Origin of the sequence: Massilia sp. IC2-476, assembly GCF_020707295.1 — a bacterium.
Taxonomy (GTDB): domain Bacteria; phylum Pseudomonadota; class Gammaproteobacteria; order Burkholderiales; family Burkholderiaceae_D; genus Telluria.
In genome coordinates this window covers 114,525-134,299 of record NZ_JAJFER010000010.1, presented here as the reverse complement: position 1 = coordinate 134,299, position 19,775 = coordinate 114,525, and the positions used below count along the sequence as shown (strand labels likewise).

Genomic DNA, 19,775 nt, shown 5'->3' with positions numbered 1-19,775 from the left:
GCTCCCAGGTCGCCGCCGGCTGCAGCGGCGAGGCGGCGCGTCCCGCCGCCATGACGCTCAACCTGGGTAAATCGACCATGCTGCGCCTGCCCGAGAAGGTCGCCCACCGCAGCGTCGGCAATCCCGACATCGTGCAGGCGATGCTGGTGGCGCCGGACACGCTCTACATCGCCGGCATCGACGTCGGCAGCACCAACATGATCGTGCAGGGCAGGAGCGGCCTGTGCAGCGTGATCGACATCGTCGTCGCGATGGATCCGGCCGGGCTGCAGGCTACCCTGGCCGCCGTCATGCCCGACGAGAAGAACATCCGGGTGTCCGCCGCCGCCGATTCGCTGGTGCTGAGCGGTAGCGTCAGCGACAGCGCGGTGATCGCCCGCGCCGTGGAACTGGCCGGCGCCTACGTGCAGCGCCCGCTGCGCCAGCTGACGGCGGCCGGAGGCAAGGACAACGACGGAGTGCTCGCTCCCGGCGGCAATGCCGGCGGCGGAGCCTCGGCCGCCACCGCCCGCGTGATCAACCTGCTGAGCGTGAGCGCGCCGCAGCAGGTGCAGCTCGAAGTCAAGATCGCCGAGGTGTCCAAGACCCTGCTCGAACGCTTGGAGGCGAAGACCCGCTTCAGCTTCGGCGGCGGCAGCTGGACCACCACGCTGGTGTCGAACTTCCTGAGCGGCCGCACGCTGCCGGGCGAGGAGACGCTGTCGACCAGGGGCGGGCGGCTGGTGGGCGACGCCAACAAGCAGGACAGCGTGGTGCGCGTGCTGGCCGAGCCGAACGTGCTGGCGATCAGCGGCCAGGAAGGCACCTTCCTGGCGGGCGGCAAGTTCTACATCCCGGTGGCCCAGGACGACAGGAAGATCACGCTCGAGGAAAAGGAATTCGGCGTCGGCCTGCGCTTCACCCCGACCGTGCTGGCGGGCGGGCGCATCAACCTGAAAGTGGCGCCCGAGGTGTCGGAGCTGTCGCGCGAAGGGATCGGCATCTCGGCCGGCGGCCTCACCGGCAGCGCCATCCTGCCGGTCGTGACCACGCGCCGCGCCAGCACCACCGTGCAGCTGTACGACGGCCAGAGCTTCGCCATCGGGGGACTGGTCAGGAACAACCTGGTGGCCAACCTGGAAGGCCTGCCGATGCTGGGCGAAGTGCCGATCCTGGGCGCGCTGTTCCGCAGCACCGATTACCAGCAGGACCGCACCGAACTGGTGTTCGTGATCACGGCGCGCCTGGTCAAGCCGATCCCGGGTGCCGGCTACTCGCTGCCGACCGACAAGATGGGTGTCCCCACGCGCGCCGAGATGCTGCTCGGCGGCCGGCTCGAAGGGACGGCGCCCGCCGCCACCACCGCGGCGGCGTCCACCCCGCAGCCGGCGGCGCCCGTCGCGCAGACCAGCGCCGGCTTCGAACTCAAATAGGAGACTACCGTGAAGACGATCCGCTTGATGTCGCTGGCGCTCGCGCTGGCCTCCCTTGGCGCCGGGCTGCAGGGCTGCGCGCAGACGACCCCGCAGTGGGACCGGCAGTTCGGGTCCGCTACGCGTGACAACCTGGCCGCCCAAGTGCTCGACCCCGCCGCCGCGGCCAACAGGAATCCGGCCACCGGTATCGACGGCCGCGCGGCGAAGGGTGCGCACGACCGCTACCAGCAGAGTTTCGCACAGCCGGAAAGCGCGCCGCCGGCACTCATCATCAGCTCCAGCAGCGCGCGCTGAACGCGCCGCTGTCCTTCCGAACCGTCGGAGTCCCCACGAGGCTCGCCCATGAAAGCGCTACTCATCAGCCGTGACAGCCAGCTCTACGCGGAAATCGCGTCGCAGGGCGCTGCGCGCGTCCCGCCGCTGAACCTTGGCGCCGTCCGCGCCAGCCTGCGCGAAGCGCTCGACCGGCCGGAATCCGACAGTCCGCAACTGGTCATCGTCGACGCCACCGACACCGGTCCTTCCGAGGTGGCGCTGCTCGAGCGCCTCGGGCGCCAGTATCCCGAAGCCCACCTGATGCTGCTGACCGACCAGCACCAGCCGGATCTCCTGATCCACGCCATGCGCGCCGGGGTGCGCGAAGTGCTGCAGCTGCCGCTGGTGCACCGGGCCTTCCACGAGTCGATGGACCGGATCTCGGCCGCGGCCGGGGTGTCGGGCATGCGCGACGGGAAGATCCTGGCCTTCATCGCCTGCAAGGGCGGCAGCGGGGCCACCTTCATCTCGACCAACTTCGGCTATGCGCTGGCGACGCTGGCCGCCAAGAAGGTCCTCTTGATCGACCTGCACGGGCAGTTCGGCGACGCGGCGCTGTACGTGTCCGACCAGAAGCCGACCATGACCCTGTCCGACGTCTGCGCCCAGATCTCGCGCGTGGACGGCCCCTTTCTCGAATCCTGCCTGGTGCACGTCACCCCGGGTTTCGGGGTGCTGGCGGCGGCCGACGACGCCGGCCACGCCAGGGAGGCCAAGCCGGAGCACATCGACACCATCCTGCGTGTCGCGCGCCAGCACTACGACTACGTGCTGCTCGACGTCGGCCGCCAGATCGACGCGGTGTCGCTGCGTGCGCTGGACATCACCGACACCATCTACCCGGTGCTGCAGCTGGCCTTGCCCGACATCCGCGACGCGCGCCGTCTGCTCGACATCTTCCGCTCGCTCGGCTACGTGCTCGACCACATCCGCCTGATCGTGAACCGCTACGAGAAGGGCGGCAAGCTGCGCCTGCAGGACCTGCATGCGGCGCTCGGCTGCGAGGTGATGCATACCTTCCCCAATGATTATGTCGCCGTCACCGACTCGGTCAACCAGGGCGTGCCGGTGCTGCAGCTGTCGCGCTCGAGCGCGGCCGCGCGCAGCCTGGCCGACATGGTCGAACTGGTGACCACCCGCCGCGTCCAGGAGAGCAGGGGACTGCTCGACCGCCTGTTCGGACGCGGCGAATCCGAGGCCTGAGCCGGCGGCCAACCACACGATCGAATGCACTAGCGGGAGCCAACCATGTCACTACGCGAACGCCTTGTCAGCTCCGGCCAGGAGCGCGAATCGAGCGTGCTGCCGGTCGAAGCCGGCAACCAGGCCTACCAGGAACTGAAGAAACTGATGCACCAGATGATCCTGGACCGCATCGACCTGGAGCGCCTGAAACGCCTCACCGCGGAGCAGTTCAAGCACGAACTGGCGCTGCTGATCCAGCGCATCATCGAAGAAGAGCGTATCGTCCTGAACCAGCACGAGCGCCACCACCTGGTGCTCGACATCCAGCACGAGATGCTCGGCTTCGGCCCGCTCGAGCCGCTGCTGAACGACCCGAGCGTATCCGACATCCTGGTCAACACCGCCAGCAAGGTCTACGTCGAACGGCGCGGCAAGCTCGAGCTCACCGACATCACCTTCCACGACAATGCCCACCTGATGAAGATCATCGAGAAGATCGTCTCGCGCGTGGGCCGCCGCGTGGACGAGTCGAGCCCGATGGTCGACGCGCGCCTGCCGGACGGCTCGCGCGTGAATGCGATCATCCCGCCGCTGGCGGTGGACGGGCCGCTGCTGTCGATCCGGCGCTTCGGCACCAGCCCGCTGACGGTGCAGAACCTGCTCGACTACAAGAGCCTGACGCCGCCCATGGTGCGGGTGCTGGAAAGCCTGGGCGTGGCCAAGGTCAACATCCTGATTTCCGGCGGCACCGGCAGCGGCAAGACCACGCTGCTCAACCTGATTTCCGGCTTCATCCCGTCCAACGAGCGGGTGGTGACGATCGAGGACGCCGCCGAGCTGCAGCTGCGCCAGCCGCACGTGGTGCGCCTCGAGACCCGGCCGCCCAACATCGAAGGCAAGGGCGAGGTGACCCAGCGCGCCCTGGTGCGCAATGCGCTGCGCATGCGCCCCGACCGCATCATCCTGGGCGAGGTGCGCGGCGCCGAAGCGCTCGACATGCTGCAGGCGATGAACACCGGCCACGAAGGCTCGCTCGCGACGATCCACTCGAACACCCCGCGCGATGCGCTGGCGCGGCTGGAGAACATGGTCAGCATGGCCGGCGTGAGCCTGACCGCGCGCGCGATCCGCCAGCAGATCGTGTCGGCGGTGACGGTGGTGGTGCAGGCCACGCGCCTGACCGACGGCACCCGCAAGCTGGTCAGCCTGCAGGAAATCACCGGCATGGAGGGCGACGTCATCTCAATGCAGGAGATCTTCCGCTTCGAGCAGAGCGGCGTCGATACCGACGGCAAGGTGCAGGGCCGCTTCAGCGCCACCGGGGTGCGCCCGCGCTTTGCCGACCGCCTGAAGATGTATGGCGTGCCGGTGCCCGAAGACACCTTCGATCCCGACCGGGTCTTCTAGGACAGGAGGGAGCATGGACGCACTGTTCTACGCTTTTGTGGTGTTTCTGTTTGCGGCGGTGATCCTCGCGATCGAGGGCACCTATCTGTGGTGGGTGGGAACCCACGGCAAGGCGGCGCGGCGGGTGGCGCGGCGCCTGCAGACCATGTCCGGTTCGCCCGGGCGCAGCGGCGAACGGATCTCGATCCTCAAGCAGCGGCCCTACAGCCGCAACGCGGTGTTCGACCGGCTGCTGCACCGGCTGGGACTGGCGAACCGGATCGATGCGCTGCTGGTGCAGGCCGGGGTCGCGATCTCGGTGGCGCAATTCCTGGCCTGGTCGGTCGGCTGCATGGCGGCGGTCTCGCTGCTGGCGCTGTCCTGGCCGCTGCCGCTGGCGGCGCGGGCGCTGCTGGCCGTTCTCGGACTGGCGGCCCCGTGGATGCTGGTGCGGCGGGCGCGCACGCGCCGCCTGATCCGCATCGAACGCCAGCTTCCCGAGGCCGCCGACTTCATCGCGCGCGCCCTGCGCGCCGGCCATTCGTTCAGCAATGTGCTGCAGATCGTCGGCAACGAGCTGCCGGAGCCGCTCAGCGGCGAATTCCGCATCGCCCGCGAGGAGATCAACTACGGCGTGCCGATCAACGAGGCCCTGCATGCGATGGCCGCGCGCATCCCGCTGACCGACCTGCGCTACCTGATCATCGCGGTGCTGATCCAGCGCGACTCCGGCGGCAACCTGGCCGAAATCCTGGGCAACATCAGCCAGATCATCCGCGCGCGCCTGAAGCTGGTCGCGCACGTGCGCGTGCTGTCGGCGGAAGGACGGATGTCGGCCTGGATCCTCGGGCTGCTGCCGTTCGCCGTGGCCGGCATGATGCTGCTGACGAACCCGCAGTACCTCAGCCTGCTCTGGAACGACCCGCTCGGCGTGCGCATGCTGTGGTACGCGGCCGCCATGCTGGTGTTCGGCTTCGTCTGGCTGCGCAAGATCATTCGTATCCGGATCTGAGGCCATCATGACTTCTTCCCAACTCCTGTTCCTGCTCGTCGTCCTGTGCGTCGTCTTCGCCATCGCGGGGCTCGGCCTGGCGCTGTTCGCACCGCTGGCGCTGCGCGGCCGCCTGCGCCACTTCCTCGGCAGCGCCGAACCGAGCCAGCTCGAGGCCGGCGGCTGGACCGAGCGCGTCGCGGCCATCGCCAAGCCCCTGAGCAAACTCTCGGTTCCCGAAGAGGGCTGGGAAAAGTCGAACCTGCGCACCCGCTTCATGAACGCCGGCTGGCGCAACCCGTCCGCCCCCACGCTCTACTTCGCATCGAAGACCGGGCTGGCGCTGCTGCTACCCGCGCTGGTGGCGCCGGTGTCCCTGGTCTATCCCGCCGCGCTCGGCGGCACCCGCCTGATGGCGCTGCTGCTGTTCACGGCGGCGTTCGGCTACTACCTGCCGAACATCGTCCTCGAGCGCCTCGTGCAGCGGCGCCGGCGCGAGATCTTCGAGACCATCCCCGATGCGCTCGACCTGCTGACGGTGTGCGTCGAAGCGGGCCTGAGCCTGGAGCGCGCGATGGTCAAGGTGGCCGCCGAAATCCATATCAAGAGCCTGGCGCTGGCGCAGGAACTGCAGATCGTGCTGATGGAGATGCGCGCCGGCTTTACCAAGGAAAAAGCGCTGCGTAACTTCGCGCTGCGTTCCGGTGTCGAGGACGTGGACACCCTGGTGGCGATGCTGATCCAGTCCGAGCGCTTCGGCACCAGCGTGGGCGATTCCCTGCGCGTGCATTCCGAAAACCTGCGCTACAAGCGGCGCATGATGGCCGAGGAATGCGCCGCCAAGATCGGACTGAAACTGCTGTTCCCCCTGATCTTCTGCATTTTCCCGACGCTGATGATGGTGCTGCTCGGCCCCGCGGCCATCCAGCTGATGCAGACCCTGCCCAACCTGCCCGGCATGCAATGAAGCCGATGCAGCCTGTCATGCGAACCACGACCCTGTTCACCCGCCTGGCGCTGCTGTGCGCCGGCGCCGGCCTGCTGGCCTGCGCCCCGATCGGCGGGCACGCCACCTTCGAGGCCGCGATGCCGAGCGCGGACGACGCCTACTTCGCCGGCCGCAACCACCACCTGGCGCGCCGCTACGACGAAGCGCGCGCCGCCTATGAGCTGGCCCTGCAGGCGGCGCCCGGCCACGTGAACGCCCGCAACGGCTTGGCCACCCTGTACGCGGAACAGCGCCAGTTCGGCGCCGCGATCGCACTCTGGCGTGGGCTGACCGAATCGCTGACGCTCGCTTCCGGTCCCGGCAAGGCCTACCTGTTCAGCAACCTCGGGCATGCCTATTTCCTCAGCGAGGACTACGGCCAGGCCCTGGTGGCTCTGGAAAAGGCCTGCCTGCTCGATCCGCTCAGCCCCCGTTCCTGGCAACTGCTGGGCGAAACCCTGCGCATGCTGGGACAGGAGGGGCGCGCGCAGCAGATGCTGAGCCAGGCGGAGGCGCTGCGCAGGCATGACGTGCGGGCCGACTATGCCGCCGCCGGCGGCCAGACCGCGGTCGCCGCGATCGACCGCGCGCTCAAGGCGCCGGTGGGCGCGGAACCCGGCTGGAGCCAGGTGCAGCTGCATGCCGGAGCCGACGGCATGCTCGAATTGCGGCGCGGCCCGGCGCCGGCAGGCCCATCCGCGCCGGCACCTGCCCCGGCGGCGCCGGGCGCCGCGCCGGCCTCTGTGCTGGTCGAACTGCGCAACGGCAACGGGGTGACGGGCATGGCGCGCATGCTGGCGCGCCAGGTCGGCGTCAGGGAGTGGAAGGTGATGCGCTTGTCGAACCAGCCCGGCTTCGGCGTGCGCCACACCCGGATCGAATTCGAGGCCGCCTACCGCGAAGCGGCCGAACGCCTGGCCGGGCGTTTCGGCTCGGTCCAGCTGCAGGAAGTGGCCAGCTGCGCGCCGGCCAGGCTGCGCGTGGTGCTCGGGCGCGACATCGCGCAGCGCGGCTTCACGCTCAAGCCGGCGCTGCCGGCGGCCGATGCCCCGGTGCTGGCGGCGAACAACCCGGACTGAAAAAAGGTCCGTTTGCACGTTTGGCCGGCATCAAGCCTTGAACAAAGGCTCCCGGGAGAATGGGCTGGTCTGCCTTCTCTCGGGAGCCTCCCATGAACCTCTCCTATCGCATCCACCTGATCCTGCTCGGCCTGGTGCTGGCGATCCTCAGCGCCTGCGCGCCTTCGGGCGTCCACCGCGGCACCGGCCAGGTCATCGACGATGCCGCCATCACCACGCGCGTCAAGGCGGCCTTCGCGGCCGACCCGGAAGTCAAGGCCACCCAGGTCCAGGTGGAAACCTACAAGGGAACGGTCCAGCTCAGCGGCTTCGTCGATTCGCCGGACAGCGCCGCGCGTGCAGCCAGGTTGGCCCGCGAGGTGCCCGGGGTGAAGGAAGTGCGCAACAGCATGTCGGTGAAGCAGTGAGGCCGCCCCTGGGGCGCAAGCCCGTGGCGGCATTGTCCTCGGGCGTTGCCTGGCAGTTTATCTCCAGGCGACCCTGCCCATGCCGTTGGCGCTGACATTGCGGGTGACCGGCTTGCCATACACGGTGGCCGAGCCCATGCCGTTCAGGTCGACGTCAGCCGCGCGGGTGGCGTGCACCGTGGCGCCGCCAAGTCCGCTCATGTCCAGGTCGATCGACTCGGCACGCAGGCCCTGGGCTTCCAGGCTGCCGACGCCGGCCAGCTTGGCGCGCAGCAGCTTGCTTTCTCCGTTGACGCTGATGCGGCCGGCACCGCGCAGGTTCAGGTCCACGCGTTCGGCCCGTACGCCATTCAGGGCCATGCCGCCGACGCCGCCCAGGCGCGCATCGATGTTGCGGTAGCTGCTGTTCAGCGTGACCGAGCCGGCGCCATCGAGGGCGACCTGGATCGAATTGCCCGAGAAGCCGGTGACGGTCGAGGCGCCCACGCCCTGCGAGGTGAATTCGGCAAGATTGGGCACGGTCAGCTCGGCGCGCAGCTTCTCGTGCATGTCGCCGTTGCGGATGTTGAAGGATTCGGTACCGATCTCCAGCGTGTCGCCGCGCTGGGAAGTGGTGATCTTTTGCACGTAGCGGCGGTCGCCCGAGACCACGAGCGAAGGCGTGTTGCCCTGGCGCACTACCAGGTCGACGACGCCATCGAGCCTGACCTTGGTGACCTTTGCGTCGACGCTGCGGTTTTCGCGAACGAGCTCATCGGCAAACGATGGGCTGGCAACCAGTGCGAGCGTGGCCGCGACGGCAGCGGTCCTCAACAGTTTTTTCATGCTTGTTCTCCGGTAGGTGGCGATGGAACCACTATAGAGAAGAGCCGCTACCTACCGGAGGCGATTGCGATGAACTGCGCAAACCGCGCTCTGGACTGCAGAAAAGCCCGACTGGCGGAGCCGGGCGCGCGCGGGTCTCGCCCTTGCCGCACTAGCCTGCAGACGGCATGCGTTTGTACACGCGTACATAGTCCACCAGCATCTGCTGGGGCAGGACCGTCGTGCTGTCCGGATTGCCGGGCCACAGACCGCCGACGGCCAGGTTCAGCAGCACGAAGAAGGGATGCTCGAACACCCAGTCGCCCTTCACCATGTCGGGGCGCGCCGTGTGGAACAGGATGCCGTCGCGGTACCAGCGGATTTCGCCGCGCTCCCATTCCACCGCGAACACGTGGAAGTTGTCGGCAAAGATTCCGCTCGTCAATGAGGTCGACTTGCTGAAGGCCTTGTCGCCCGAATAACCGGGGCCGTGCAGGGTGCCATACAGATTGCTCGGCTCCTTGCCGATGATTTCCATGATATCGATCTCGCCGCTGCGCGGCCAGCCGACCTGCCCGATGTCCGCCCCCAGCATCCAGAATGCCGGCCAGATGCCCTGGCCCTTCGGCACCTTGATGCGCGCCTCGAAGCGCCCATGCATCTGCTCCATCAGGCCGGCCGTCTTGAGGCGTGCCGAGGTGTAGTCGCGCTCGCCATAGCGCTCGCGGCGCGCTTCGATGACCAGCATCCCGCCGGACACGCGCACGTTTTCCGGCCGGCCGGTGTAGAACTGCAGCTCCTGGTTGCCCCAGCCATTGCCGCCGGTTTCAGCAACCCATTTCTTGCGGTCGAGTTCCGTGCCCTCGAATTCGTCGCTCCAGGCCAGGGTCCAGCCGGGGGGAGCGCTGCCCGCCGCCGTGGGCGGAGCAGAAGCGGGGGAGGTGGCACAGCCGGCCAGCGCCAGCAGCGACAGGATTGGAGCCAGCAGGGCCGGCAAGAAGCGGATCGGTTTCATGGGTCTCCTTGTGGTCACGGCGTCGCGGGTTTGCCCGCCTGCTGCTGCCGGACGTGTTTCATGATGGTGATGAAGCTGTCGGTCCAGACCAGCCGGCGGTTCGCCGCCAGGAAGCGCAGCAATTCCTCGTGGGCCTGGGCGGACACGCTGAGGTAGTCGCCGCCGATGCCGTGGAAGGTGAAGTTGACCATGGTCCCGCGTTCGATCGCCCGCTTGACGATGGCGATCAGTTCCGCGCCGCTGGTACCGCTGGGCGCCGCCACCGGCACCGCGAGCGGATCGAGGCTGTGCATCGCATCGATGACGCCGTTGCCGCCGGTGACCTTGATGGCGACAAACGCGTCGCGCACCGCGCCCAGGTAGTCGCCTCCAGCGGCCACGGTGTCGCCGCAGGGCACCGTGTAGGTACGCTCCTGGCGGCCGTCGAGCGCCGCCAGCATGGTGTTGGCCAGCAGGACCTGGTCGCGCATCTGTTCCACGCTGGTGGTGTCGAGGTTGCGGTGCGCCGCCACCCAGTCGCGTCCGGCCTCCTTGCGCGAGCACTGGTGGAACAGGCTGTGGTTGCCGAGCTCGTGCCCGCGCCGGGCCGCCGCACGCCAGTCTTCCATGCGCCGCGCCACCGATGGACTCGACAGCTGCAGGTAGAAGCTGCCCCGCAGGCCGTGCCGGTCGAGGGCGGGGATGGCATGGTCGAGCTGCGAATCGAGGGCGTCGTCGTAGGCCAGGCTGACCGCGGCGCGCGCACCCTGGGGCCAGGCGAAGGCCGGCGCCGGCGCGGACGCTGACTCCGCAGCGCCGGCCGCAGCCGCGCCAGGGGGCAGGGCCGCATGCAGTCCAAGGGCCAGCGCGAGCGCCAGCCAGCCTCGTCTCCCGACACGCGCGCCGCGTGCCCGCACCCCGCCGTGGTCCTTCGGACCTGCCTCTTTCGCCCGCGCCATCCGCCCCCCTTTTGCCCCGCAATTTGGAAACGTTACCAGAATGTCAACCCGACTATAGCACCCGGAATTTTTGAGTGTCAATCGCGTTCCGGTCTGCTCTGCAGGCGCGGTAACTGCCGGTTTCTCCTCTGGCACACCAGAGGTGTTGCAAATTCGCCGCATTTCGATTCATACCTGTATGGAATATTCCGTTGACAATTTTTTTTGCTAACCCTAATATTCAAACAACTGACGTGGAAACGTTTCCATGCATCGGATGGATTGCTTGAAAACGAAGCATCGCGAGATGCGAGCCTGAGCGATTACAGATGAACGAGCGCGACGCGCAAGCTTTTACCCGCACCCTGGCAGCGAGGACATCGGCACCGGCCGCATGTCCTCGCTGCGTCGCCTGCGGCCGGGCTGCGTCGCGCACTGGCCGGCGCCGGCCGGCCCCGCGGCGGGGAGGTGCGCAGGCGCATTGAGGCAGCGGGAGCAGCGCAAACAGCAGCAAACGACAGCAGCAGCGCCGGCAGCGTGCAGCCTGGGTTCAGCCGGCACAGGTAGTGGAGACACCGTTGGATTGGGTGACGGTCATATTTAAAAAAACAGGAGAGCACCATGTATTACCCCAAGGCTAAACAGACATTGATGAGCCTGGCAGTAGCCAGCGCATGCGCGGCGTTCATGCCGGCCCACGCCCAGGAAGTCGCTTCGACCCCGGGCGCCGCGGCGACCACCGACCAGGCCGCACAGGAAGCGACCAGCCCATCCTCGCCGGCCGTCCAGACCGTCGTCGTGAGCGGTCTGCGCGCCAGCCTGGAATCGTCGATGAACCTCAAGCGCAACGCGCAGGGCTTCGTCGACGGCATCGTGGCCGAAGACATCGGCAAGTTCCCGGATACCAACCTGGCCGAATCGCTGCAGCGCATCAGCGGCGTCTCGATCGACCGCAGCATCGGCGAAGGCTCGAAAGTCACCGTGCGCGGCGTCGGCCCCGACTTCAACCTGGTGCTGCTGAACGGCCGCCAGATGCCGACCTCGAGCCTGAACGACCGTCCGGGCCGCGCCTACGACTTCGCCAACATCGCGTCCGAAGGCATCTCCCAGCTGCAGGTCTACAAGTCGGCGCGTGCCGAAACCCCGACCGGCGGTATCGGCGCCACCATCAACGTGATCACCGCGCGTCCGCTGTCGCGTCCGGGCCTGCAGGCCACCGTCGGCATCAAGGGCGTGCACGATGCATCGGCCGAGAACCTGCCGGGCGACGTCTCGCGCGGCGGCAAGATCACCCCGGAACTGTCCGGCCTCTACAGCAACACCTCGGCCGACGGCCGCTTCGGTATCGCCCTGTCGGCCAGCTACCAGGAACGCAACCTGGGCTACAACGTGGCCTCGGTCGGCAACGGCTGGAAGGGTCCGTTCCGCGGCGACGAGAACAACTGGGGCACCATCCCCCAGCCGGGCACCCCGGGTTCGGAAAACATCACCAACCGTCCGAAGCCGGGTGATATTTACCAGGTGCCGCAGAACATGAACTACGCCATGAACGGCATCCAGCGCCAGCGCACCAATGGCCAGCTGACCCTGCAGTACGCGCCGAGCAAGGCCCTGACCACGACCCTCGACTACACCTATTCGGAAAACAAGATCCAGACCCGCCGCCAGGACCTGTCGGCCTGGTTCAACTTCGGCCCGTCGTCGAGCACCTGGACCAACGGCCCGGTTGCCGCGCCGCTGGTGTACACCGAGATCATCAACCCGGCCAACAGCGACATCGCGATGGGCGGCGCCGACTTCGCCACCAAGACCGAGAACAACTCGCTCGGCTTCAATGCGGCATGGCGCGTCAACAGCGATATCCGCCTCGAGCTCGACGCGCACCACTCGACCGCCGAATCGCTGCCGGACAGCCCGTTCGGCTCGTCCAACACCCTGGGCACCGCCAGCTTCAGCCGCGGCACCACCAGCGTCGATTTCTCGAAAGACCTGCCGGTCCTGAGCATTCAGGGCGCCGACTTCCAGCGCGCCCCGCAGCAGGTGACCGGTTCGGTGTTCGAGAACGGCTACGTCAAGAGCGAAATCAACCAGGTGCAGACCCACGGCAGCTGGAAGATGCTGGAAGCATCCGAGCTGAAGTTCGGCCTGGCCACGACCGACGTCAAGAACCGCTCGGCATTCTCGGTACAGCAGCGCGACGACACCTGGGGCGGCGCGACCAAGGCGTCGGACTACCCGGCCAGCATGTTCCACCAGGAGAGCCTGCGCCAGTACTTCGACAACATCGACGGCCACGAGAATCCGAACCTGTTCAACACCTTCTACACCTTCGACTTCGCCGCGCTGCGCGCGCTGGCCGCCAACGTGACCGGCAAGCCGGAGCTGTACATGCCGCGCAAGGACTACACCACCGACCAGCGCACCCGCGAAAAGTCGAAGAGCCTGTACCTGCAGTTCAACACCGACTGGGACTTCGCGATGCCGGTGCACACCTCGATCGGTGTGCGCTACGAAAAGACCGACGTCACCTCGACCGCGCTGGTGCCGATCGCCACCTCCTATACCTGGCTGTCGCAGAACGAGTTCGCGGTGGGCTTCGGCGCGCCGTCCTTCACCACGCTCACCGGCAAGTACAGCCACGTGCTGCCGAGCTTCGACGTCGACGTCGACCTGCGTTCCGACATGAAGGCTCGGTTCAGCTATGGCGAAACCATCGGCCGCGCGCGCTATGACATGCTGACCGGCGGCCAGGTGCTCGAGACCCAGGGCCGTATCGAGGGCGGCCGCGGCAGCCAGGGCAACCCGGGCCTGCTGCCGGTCGAGTCGAAGAACTTCGACCTGGCCTGGGAGTGGTATTACAACAAGCAGAGCTTCGTCTCGATCGGCCACTTCCGCAAGAACCTGGAGAATTACGCCGGCCAGTCGCAGATCATCGCCCAGCCCTTTGGCCTGCGCACGCCGGTGGGCGGCGCCTACTGGAATGCCGCGATCGGCGCCGGTTGCGCCGGTACGGATACGACCTGCATCCGCAACTACATCTTCCGCAACTTCGCCGGCCGTCCGGGCGTGACCGTCGGCCCGAACGACGTCAACGGCAACGCCACCGGTTCCATCGCCGGCCAGCCGAACGATCCGATCGCCAACTTCCAGATCACGAGCTACTCGAACCAGAAGGAAGCACGCGTGCGCGGCCTCGAGTTCAACGTCCAGCACATGTTCGGCAACTCGGGCTTCGGCTTCCAGGCCAACTACACCAAGGTCGATTCGGGTCTGCAGTACGACAATGCCAGCGCCGCCGAGCAGTTTGCGATGGTGGGCCTGAGCGACTCGGCCAACCTGGTGGGTATCTTCGAGAACGAGAAGTGGAATGTGCGCGCGGCCTACAACTGGCGTGACAAGTTCCTGTCCGCGACCCGCGACGGTGCCGGCCCGAACCCGCAGTATGTCGAAGCCTACGGCCAGCTTGACCTGAGCATCGGCTACAACATCAACAAGAACCTGAGCATCCAGTTCGAAGGCATCAACCTGACGGACGAGATCCGCCGCCTGCACGGCCGTAACGAGCGCCAGGCCCTGTACGTGGAACAGTCCGGTCCGCGCTACATGCTGGCAGCCCGCTACAAGTTCTGACCGACGCCATCCGCCGGGGTGCAAGCCCTGGCGGACGGCAGAAAAGCAGCGGGCCGCGGACTCCGTCACGGCCCGCTGCGGTTTTTTTTGGGTTAGACTTGTTGAGTCAGGTTTTTGGAATAGAACGGTGAATACCACCATCAGGCATGTCGTGATCGTGGGCGGAGGCTCGGCCGGCTGGCTGAGCGCCGCCGTCCTTGCGTCGAGCTACCAGCAGGAAGCTCACGGCGGCCTGCGCATTACCCTGGTCGAATCGCCCGACGTGCCGACCATCGGCGTGGGCGAGGGCACATGGCCCACCATGCGCGACACCCTGCGCGCGGCCGGCCTGTCCGAAACCGCCTTCTTCCGCGAATGCGACGCCGCCTTCAAGCAGGGCTCGCGCTTCAACGGCTGGGTCACCGGCATGGAAGGCGACTACTACTTCCACCCCTTCGTGCTGCCCCAGGGCTGGGGCGACGCCGACCTGGCAGGACGCTGGCTGGAACGTCATTCCTCCGTCCCCTTCGCCGATCTCACCACCTTCCAGCCGCACCTGTGCGTGCACGGGCGCGCACCGAAGCAGGCAATGACCCCCGAATTCGCGGCCGTGGCCAACTACGGCTACCACCTCGACGCCGGCAAATTCGGCCTGTTCCTGAAAAAGCACTGCCTGGAAAACCTCGGCGTGCAGTTCGTGCCGGACCACATCACCGGCATCCGCTCACACGAGAATGGCGATATCGCCGCCCTGCAAACCAGGGAGCATGGCGAGCTGGCGGGCGACCTGTTCGTGGACTGCAGCGGCATGCAGTCGCTCCTGCTCGGGAAGCACTACGGCGTGCCCTTCGTGCCGCAGCGCGGCGTCCTGTTCAACGACCGCGCGCTGGCGGTGCAGGTGCCGTACGCGAATGAAAACGACCCGATCGCCTCGCAGACCACGTCCACCGCCCAGGGGGCCGGCTGGATCTGGGACATCGGCCTGCCGACCCGGCGCGGCATCGGCCACGTGTATTCGAGCGCGCACACGAGCGACGAGGACGCGGAGCGCGCACTGCGCGCCTACATCCGCGCCACCGGCGGCCCGGACGACATCCCGGCGCCGCGCAAGCTGTCCTTCGAGCCCGGTTACCGCGAACGTTTCTGGCACCGCAACTGCGTCGCCATCGGCCTGTCCGCCGGCTTCATCGAGCCGCTGGAAGCATCCGCCCTGGCCATGGTCGAACTGTCGGCCGAAATGCTGGCCGACGAGATGCCCGTCACGCGAGAACAGATGGACGCCTGCGCCCGGCGCTTCAACGAGACCTTCACTTACCGCTGGGAGCGGGTGATCGACTTCCTCAAGCTGCACTACGTCCTGAGCCGCCGCGACGGCGCGCAGGACCCATTCGGCTACTGGCGCGACAACCGCCGCAGCGAGACCATTCCGGAACGCCTGGCCGGCATGCTGTCGCTGTGGCGCCACCGTCCGCCCTCGCACTACGACTTCAATCGCATCCAGGAGGTGTTCCCGGCGGCGAGTTACCAGTATATTTTGTACGGGATGGGCTTTTGCCCCGAACCCGGCCTCGCCCGGCGCCAGCGCGTCGGCGAGGGCGATGGCGAGACGGCGGACGGATTCTTCCGCCAGGCCGCCGACCTGACGCGCAGGATGCTGCCTGCGCTGCCGGACAACCGCACGCTCATCGCGCACATCGTGCGCCATGGCTTGCCCAAATAGCAGCACCACAGCAGCACCACGTGAACGCAAGACGCGAACACCATACCAACGAAAACTGAAAGAGACACACGATGGCCAACCCCGTACTGCTGAATAACGTCGAACACAAGGACCTGCGCATCATCACCCGCCACGGCAGCGACATGGACGAGAGCCATCCCTTCGTGCCGACCTTCGCCGACGAATTCCGCCTGCTGCAGGCCCATTACCCGATCATCTTCCGCAAGGAGAGCGAAGCCCACCCGTTCGAGCCGATCGTCCTGTTCGGCTTCGAGGCCGACGAAAACCTGTTCCTGAACGAGAAGGGCTGGGACGCCTCCACCGTGCCGCTGCTGGTCGACCGCCTGCCCTTCCTGATCGGCCGCAATGGCGACGAGCTGATGATCCACATCGACCTGGACAGCCCGCGCATCAGCAAGACCGAGGGCGAGCCGATCTTCCTGGAGCACGGCGGCATGAGCCCCTACCTCGAGAACGTCAACTCGATGCTGGTCGCGGTCCACCAGGGCATGGACTCGAACTCCCACTTCATCGAGGCCCTGACCAAACACGACCTGATCGAAGGTTTCGCGCTCGACGTGACGCTCGACGACGGTTCCCAGAACCGCCTGTCCGGCTTCTACACCATCAACGAAGAGCGCCTGGCCGCGCTGGACGACGCGGCGATCGCCAGCCTGCACAAGGCCGGCTGGCTGAGCGCGATCTACTACCAGATGGCCTCGCTGTCGAACTTCCGCGCGCTGATCGACCGCAAGAATGCCCGCCGTGCCGCTGCCCGCGCCTGAACCCATCCGCGAGCTTGCCGGCCTGACGCCGCGCGACCTCGGCCCAGGCATTCTCGAGGCGACCGAGCCGGTGGTCCTGCGCGGGCTGGTGGCCGGCTGGCCGATGGTGCGCGCCGCGCGCGAATCCGGCGCGGCGGCGAGCAGCTACCTGCGCCGCTTCTACCGCGACGCCAGCGTCACCGCCATGCTGGGAGCGCCCGAGATCGAAGGGCGCTTCTTCTACAACGACGCGATGGACGGCTTCAATTTCGCGCCGGTGCGGGTACGCCTCGACCAGGTGCTGGCTGAGCTCGACCGCTACCGCGGCGTCGCCGTCCAGCCGGCGATCTACGTCGGCTCGACCACGATCGACACCTGCCTGCCGGGCTTCCACGAGGAGAACCCGATCGACCTGGGCGGACGCGACGCCCTGGGCTCGATCTGGATCGGCAACCGCACCCGCATCGCCGCCCACTACGACCTGCCGGACAACCTGGCCTGTGTGGTGGCCGGGCGCCGCCGCTTCACCCTGTTCCCGCCGGAGCAGGTCGAGAACCTGTATATCGGCCCGCTCGACCTGACGCCGGCCGGGCAGGCCATCAGCCTGGTCGACTTTTTGAAGCCCGACCTGGCGCGCTTCCCGCGCTTCGCCCAGGCGATGGAACATGCGTTCAGCGTCGACATGGAGCCGGGCGACGCCCTGTTCATCCCGAGCATGTGGTGGCACCACATCGAGGCGCTGGAAGACTTCAACGTCTTGGTGAATTACTGGTGGCGCCAGTCGCCGGACTTCATGGACACGCCGATGAACGCCTTCATGCATGCCTTGATGAGCGTGCGCGACCTGCCGCTAGAGCAGCGCAAGGCCTGGGCCAATCTGTTCCGCCATTACGTATTCGAGGCCGACGGGGAAACCGCGGCGCACATCCCTGCGGCCGCACGCGGCGCGCTGGCGCCGATGGACGCCGACCGCGTGCGCAGCATCCGCGCCCAACTACTGAAAAGAATGAACCGCTGAGGAGACAACATGGAAAAGGCAGCGAACGGAATCGGCAAACCCATACGCCGGGTCGTCATTGCGGGCGGCGGCACCGCCGGCTGGATGGCGGCGGCATGCATCTCGAAGGTGCTGGGCAAGCGCCTCGACATCAAGCTGGTCGAGTCCGACGAGATCGGCACCGTCGGCGTGGGCGAGGCGACCATCCCGACCCTGCTGAACTTCCACAACCTCCTCGAGATCAACGAGCAGGAGTTCATGGCCGAGACCAAGGCCACCTTCAAGCTCGGCATCAGCTTCGAGAACTGGCGCAATGTGAACGAGGACTACATCCACTCGTTCGGCCTGACCGGCACCGACCACTGGACCGCCGGCTTCCAGCACTTCTGGCACAAGGGCCGCGAGCGCGGCCTGGCCGGCGAATACGGCGACTACTGCCTCGAGCTGCGCGCTTCGCAGGAGAACAAGTTCGCCCACCTGCCGCGCCAGGGCATGAACTACGCCTACCACCTGGACGCCAGCGCCTATGCGCGCTACCTGCGCAAGTTCAGCGAGCGCTTCGGAGTGCAGCGCATCGAGGGCAAGATCGTCGACGTCACCACCAGCGCGCTCACCGGCCAGGTGCGATCGATCACCCTCGATTCCGGCGCGGACATCGAGGGCGACCTGTTCATCGATTGCACGGGTTTCCGGGGCCTCTTGATCGGCCAGGCCATGGGCGTCGAGTACGAGAACTGGTCCGAGTGGCTGTTCAACGACAGCGCCGCCGCCCTGCAGACGGCGTCCGTCGGCGACGCCATACCGCTGACGCGCTCGATCGCCCATCCCTTCGGCTGGCAGTGGCGCATCCCGCTGCAGCACCGGGTCGGCAACGGCATCGTGTTCTCCAGCCGCTACGTGGAAGAGGGCGCGGCCATTGAAGCGCTGCTCGGGAATATTCAAGGCGAAGCCCTGATGAAGCCGCGCGTGATCAAGTTCACGCCGGGCCAACGGCGCCAGGTCTGGAAAGGCAACGTGGTTGCGGTCGGCCTGTCGAGCGGCTTCCTGGAGCCGATCGAATCGACCAGCATCCACCTGATCCAGCGCAGCATCATCCGCCTGATGCAGATCTTCCCGACCAGCGGCATCGTGCAGAGCGACGTGGACGAATTCAACCGCCAGGCCTGGAACGAGGTCGAGCACATCCGCGACTTCATCATCCTGCACTACAAGGTCAACAACCGGATCGACGCGCCCTACTGGACGGACGCGCGCAACATGGCGGTGCCGGCGTCACTGCAGCACCGCATCGACCTGTTCCGCGAGACCGGCCGCGTGTTCCGCGAGCCGACCGAACTGTTCGCCGAGAACTCCTGGATCCAGGTGATGCTGGGGCAGGGCATCATGCCTTATCGCCATCACCAGACGGCCGACCTCATGGGCGACGAAGAACTGTCGCAATTCCTCGGCGGGATCAAGGGGCAGATCGACCGCACGGTCGCCGGCCTGCCTTCGCACCAGTCCTACGTCGAGCGCTACTGCTCGGCGCCGAAGTAAGCGAGGAACATCGACACCGCCGCCTCGATCACCGGCTCCTGCTGCGCAGGACCGAGCGGGGCGGCGCCCATCGCCACCTGGGGCCAGAAAGCGAAGGCTTTCACCTGGCCCTGCAGCATCGTCGCCGCGAACACCGGATCGCCCGGCTTCAGGCGCCTATCCAGCTGGGCTGCGCGGATCCATGCCGTGACCCCTTCTTCGCGCTCGTTCAGGCGCGCAAACACCGGCAGCGCGCGCTCGGGCGCGTGGATCGCCTCCGAGATGGCCACGCGCGCCAGGTCGAGGAAATCACGGTCTTCCAGGCTGCGCATCTTCAGGCGCAGCAGTTCGCCGAGCTGCTCGCGCAAGCCCACATCGCTGCGGTAGGCCAGCTCGTGCGCGGCCGCGCTGCGCTCGAACAGCTGCACGATGGTTTCCGCGAACAGCTCTTCCTTGCTGGGGAAATGGTTGTACACCGTGCGCTTCGAGACTTCCGCGGCGGCGGCGATCTTGTCCATGCTGGTCGCTTCGAAACCATGGGCGCGGAACTGGGCGGCGGCGGCTTCGATGATGGCGTTGCGTTTGCGGTCGGTCAGGCGGGGTGCGTTCATGCGATTAATTTTACACCGGGTAGTTTACTTTTCCAAAAAGTGAAACTACACTGTGTA

At 67.0% G+C, this 19,775-nt stretch carries 17 protein-coding genes; 13 read left to right on the top strand and 4 right to left on the bottom strand.

What is annotated here, in order from left to right:
* The 8 genes from LK539_RS22505 to LK539_RS22470 all read left to right on the top strand — a co-directional run.
* Window positions 1–1,412 (top strand): type II and III secretion system protein family protein (locus tag LK539_RS22505; protein WP_227803299.1); only part of this gene is annotated, 1,412 nt, incomplete at its 5' end.
* Window positions 1,413–1,421: 9 nt separating this feature from the next.
* Window positions 1,422–1,709 (top strand): hypothetical protein, encoded by a 288-nt coding sequence (locus LK539_RS22500; RefSeq protein ID WP_227803298.1) that lies wholly within the window; start codon window positions 1,422–1,424, stop codon window positions 1,707–1,709.
* A gap of 48 nt (window positions 1,710–1,757) precedes the next feature.
* A complete protein-coding gene (locus tag LK539_RS22495; protein WP_227803297.1) occupies window positions 1,758–2,933 on the top strand; it encodes an AAA family ATPase in 1,176 nt (391 codons plus the stop codon).
* Window positions 2,934–2,978: 45 nt separating this feature from the next.
* Complete coding sequence (locus LK539_RS22490) at window positions 2,979–4,322, top strand: CpaF family protein (protein WP_227803296.1); 1,344 nt, start codon at window positions 2,979–2,981, stop codon at window positions 4,320–4,322.
* Between the two features lie 13 nt (window positions 4,323–4,335).
* Window positions 4,336–5,313: a type II secretion system F family protein gene (locus LK539_RS22485; RefSeq protein WP_227803295.1), complete on the top strand. Its 978-nt coding sequence runs from the start codon at window positions 4,336–4,338 to the stop codon at window positions 5,311–5,313.
* 7 nt (window positions 5,314–5,320) lie between these two features.
* Window positions 5,321–6,259: a type II secretion system F family protein gene (locus LK539_RS22480; protein WP_227803294.1), complete on the top strand. Its 939-nt coding sequence runs from the start codon at window positions 5,321–5,323 to the stop codon at window positions 6,257–6,259.
* 17 nt (window positions 6,260–6,276) lie between these two features.
* On the top strand, window positions 6,277–7,359 hold the full coding sequence (locus tag LK539_RS22475) for a LytR C-terminal domain-containing protein (protein ID WP_227803293.1): 1,083 nt from the start codon (window positions 6,277–6,279) through the stop codon (window positions 7,357–7,359).
* Between the two features lie 92 nt (window positions 7,360–7,451).
* Window positions 7,452–7,766, top strand: a complete 315-nt coding sequence (locus tag LK539_RS22470) for a BON domain-containing protein (protein WP_227803292.1) — start codon at window positions 7,452–7,454, stop codon at window positions 7,764–7,766.
* A gap of 57 nt (window positions 7,767–7,823) precedes the next feature.
* Here LK539_RS22470 and LK539_RS22465 read toward each other — a convergent pair whose 3' ends face one another.
* The 3 genes from LK539_RS22465 to LK539_RS22455 all read right to left on the bottom strand — a co-directional run bounded on the left by LK539_RS22465 (window position 7,824) and on the right by LK539_RS22455 (window position 10,523).
* The gene (locus tag LK539_RS22465; RefSeq protein WP_227803291.1) at window positions 7,824–8,591 is read right to left on the bottom strand and encodes a GIN domain-containing protein; all 768 of its coding nucleotides are present in this window, start codon (window positions 8,589–8,591) and stop codon (window positions 7,824–7,826) included.
* Between the two features lie 151 nt (window positions 8,592–8,742).
* Entirely contained in the window at window positions 8,743–9,585 is an 843-nt protein-coding gene (locus LK539_RS22460) for a family 16 glycosylhydrolase (protein ID WP_227803290.1), read from the bottom strand.
* A 14-nt stretch (window positions 9,586–9,599) separates the two neighbouring features.
* Window positions 9,600–10,523, bottom strand: a complete 924-nt coding sequence (locus LK539_RS22455) for a polysaccharide deacetylase family protein (RefSeq protein WP_227803289.1) — start codon at window positions 10,521–10,523, stop codon at window positions 9,600–9,602.
* Between the two features lie 630 nt (window positions 10,524–11,153).
* Here LK539_RS22455 and LK539_RS22450 point away from each other — a divergent pair.
* The 5 genes from LK539_RS22450 to LK539_RS22430 all read left to right on the top strand — a co-directional run bounded on the left by LK539_RS22450 (window position 11,154) and on the right by LK539_RS22430 (window position 19,128).
* Entirely contained in the window at window positions 11,154–14,132 is a 2,979-nt protein-coding gene (locus LK539_RS22450; protein ID WP_227803288.1) for a TonB-dependent receptor, read from the top strand.
* A gap of 127 nt (window positions 14,133–14,259) precedes the next feature.
* On the top strand, window positions 14,260–15,831 hold the full coding sequence (locus tag LK539_RS22445) for an FAD-dependent oxidoreductase (RefSeq protein WP_227803287.1): 1,572 nt from the start codon (window positions 14,260–14,262) through the stop codon (window positions 15,829–15,831).
* Window positions 15,832–15,902: 71 nt separating this feature from the next.
* Window positions 15,903–16,616, top strand: coding sequence for a SapC family protein (locus LK539_RS22440; RefSeq protein ID WP_227803286.1), 714 nt, complete (start codon window positions 15,903–15,905; stop codon window positions 16,614–16,616).
* A complete protein-coding gene (locus tag LK539_RS22435) occupies window positions 16,588–17,613 on the top strand; it encodes a cupin-like domain-containing protein (protein WP_227803285.1) in 1,026 nt (341 codons plus the stop codon). Before LK539_RS22440 ends, LK539_RS22435 begins: the two co-directional genes overlap by 29 nt.
* 9 nt (window positions 17,614–17,622) lie before the next feature.
* The gene (locus tag LK539_RS22430) at window positions 17,623–19,128 is read left to right on the top strand and encodes a tryptophan halogenase family protein (RefSeq protein ID WP_227803284.1); all 1,506 of its coding nucleotides are present in this window, start codon (window positions 17,623–17,625) and stop codon (window positions 19,126–19,128) included.
* Here the strand turns inward: LK539_RS22430 and LK539_RS22425 are convergent.
* Window positions 19,107–19,718 (bottom strand): TetR/AcrR family transcriptional regulator, encoded by a 612-nt coding sequence (locus LK539_RS22425; protein ID WP_227803283.1) that lies wholly within the window; start codon window positions 19,716–19,718, stop codon window positions 19,107–19,109. The two genes, LK539_RS22430 and LK539_RS22425, sit on opposite strands and share 22 nt — an antisense overlap.
* Between the last annotated feature and the right edge of the window lie 57 nt (window positions 19,719–19,775).

Excerpts from the sequence above, each read along its gene's own strand:
- LK539_RS22465 (WP_227803291.1), bottom strand. The coding sequence starts at position 8,591 with ATGAAAAAACTGTTGAGGACCGCTGCCGTCGCGGCCACGCTCGCACTG.
- LK539_RS22480 (WP_227803294.1), top strand. The coding sequence starts at position 5,321 with ATGACTTCTTCCCAACTCCTGTTCCTGCTCGTCGTCCTGTGCGTCGTC.
- LK539_RS22435 (WP_227803285.1), top strand. The coding sequence starts at position 16,588 with ATGCCCGCCGTGCCGCTGCCCGCGCCTGAACCCATCCGCGAGCTTGCC.
- LK539_RS22450 (WP_227803288.1), top strand. The coding sequence starts at position 11,154 with ATGAGCCTGGCAGTAGCCAGCGCATGCGCGGCGTTCATGCCGGCCCAC.
- LK539_RS22460 (WP_227803290.1), bottom strand. The coding sequence starts at position 9,585 with ATGAAACCGATCCGCTTCTTGCCGGCCCTGCTGGCTCCAATCCTGTCG.
- LK539_RS22475 (WP_227803293.1), top strand. The coding sequence starts at position 6,277 with ATGCGAACCACGACCCTGTTCACCCGCCTGGCGCTGCTGTGCGCCGGC.
- LK539_RS22425 (WP_227803283.1), bottom strand. The coding sequence starts at position 19,718 with ATGAACGCACCCCGCCTGACCGACCGCAAACGCAACGCCATCATCGAA.
- LK539_RS22470 (WP_227803292.1), top strand. The coding sequence starts at position 7,452 with ATGAACCTCTCCTATCGCATCCACCTGATCCTGCTCGGCCTGGTGCTG.
- LK539_RS22490 (WP_227803296.1), top strand. The coding sequence starts at position 2,979 with ATGTCACTACGCGAACGCCTTGTCAGCTCCGGCCAGGAGCGCGAATCG.
- LK539_RS22485 (WP_227803295.1), top strand. The coding sequence starts at position 4,336 with ATGGACGCACTGTTCTACGCTTTTGTGGTGTTTCTGTTTGCGGCGGTG.
- LK539_RS22455 (WP_227803289.1), bottom strand. The coding sequence starts at position 10,523 with ATGGCGCGGGCGAAAGAGGCAGGTCCGAAGGACCACGGCGGGGTGCGG.
- LK539_RS22440 (WP_227803286.1), top strand. The coding sequence starts at position 15,903 with ATGGCCAACCCCGTACTGCTGAATAACGTCGAACACAAGGACCTGCGC.
- LK539_RS22430 (WP_227803284.1), top strand. The coding sequence starts at position 17,623 with ATGGAAAAGGCAGCGAACGGAATCGGCAAACCCATACGCCGGGTCGTC.
- LK539_RS22495 (WP_227803297.1), top strand. The coding sequence starts at position 1,758 with ATGAAAGCGCTACTCATCAGCCGTGACAGCCAGCTCTACGCGGAAATC.